This window comes from Vibrio sp. Vb1574, assembly GCF_033338675.1.
Genome location: NZ_JAWOTC010000487.1, coordinates 1 through 1,022, shown reverse-complemented (window position 1 = coordinate 1,022; position 1,022 = coordinate 1). Strand labels below are relative to the sequence as shown.

The 1,022-nt window shown below is 47.9% G+C and carries 1 protein-coding gene; it reads right to left on the bottom strand.

Translation table 11 applies throughout. The features are described 5' to 3' along the window. A partial coding sequence (gene xseA, locus R7O12_RS27060; protein WP_318127142.1) for an exodeoxyribonuclease VII large subunit occupies positions 1–1,022 on the bottom strand: 1,022 nt, incomplete at both ends.

Below are 1,022 nucleotides of genomic sequence, written 5' to 3'. Positions count from 1 at the left end.
ACAGGAGAGTTTAATTGCAGACGGTGGTGTTTACGCTCAACGGCTTGTTGACGTGTATCGATGAAGCGCTGCATAGCTCTACGCAAACGCATATCCAGCTCATCGAGTTGCTGTGACTGACGCTGCAACTGATAACTTGGATGTTGGCGTTCTAAACGGTGGAGAAGTTGCGCTGCTTGCTGTTTTTGCTGTGCTAAGTAGTAGCGCATCGCACTAGCTAGTTTATGCTGTTTCGCTACAAGCGATTGATCTTTATGGCTATTGTCACGGCTAACCAGTTCAGCGGCAGCTGATGGAGTAGGAGCTCGCACATCGGCAACAAAATCGGCAATCGTCATGTCGACTTCATGGCCCACAGCACTAATGATCGGGATTTGACTTGCAGCAATAGTGCGAGCAAGGATCTCATTGTTAAAGCACCATAAGTCTTCTAGAGAGCCGCCGCCACGACCAACAATCAATACATCACATTCATTTCGGCTATTAGCACGACCGATTGCTTGGGCAATTTGAATGGCTGCGTCATCACCTTGGACCATGGTCGGATAAATCACCACGGGTAGGGAAGGATCACGGCGTTTTAAAACGTCCAATATGTCGTAAAGCGCAGCACCTGTTTTAGAAGTGATGATACCAACACGCTTTGGATGCTCTGGTAGTGGCAGTTTGTTGGTTTGAGCGAACAAACCTTCCGCTGCCAACTTCATCTTAAGCTCTTCAAACTCTTGTTGTAGGCGACCATCGCCTTCAGGCTGCATGCTTTCGATGATCAATTGGTAGTCACCACGTGGCTCATACAGAGACAGACGGGCTTTAACTAAAACTTGATTGCCGTTTGCAGGTTTGAAAGTAACGCGACGATTGTTACCACGGAACATGGCACATTTTACTTGAGCACGAGAATCTTTAAGGGTGAGGTACCAGTGACCGGAAACAGGAGCAGAGAAGTTGGATATCTCTCCGACGAGCCAAACGATCCCCATTTCGTTTTCAAGGAGTAAACGAACTTCCGCGTTGAGACG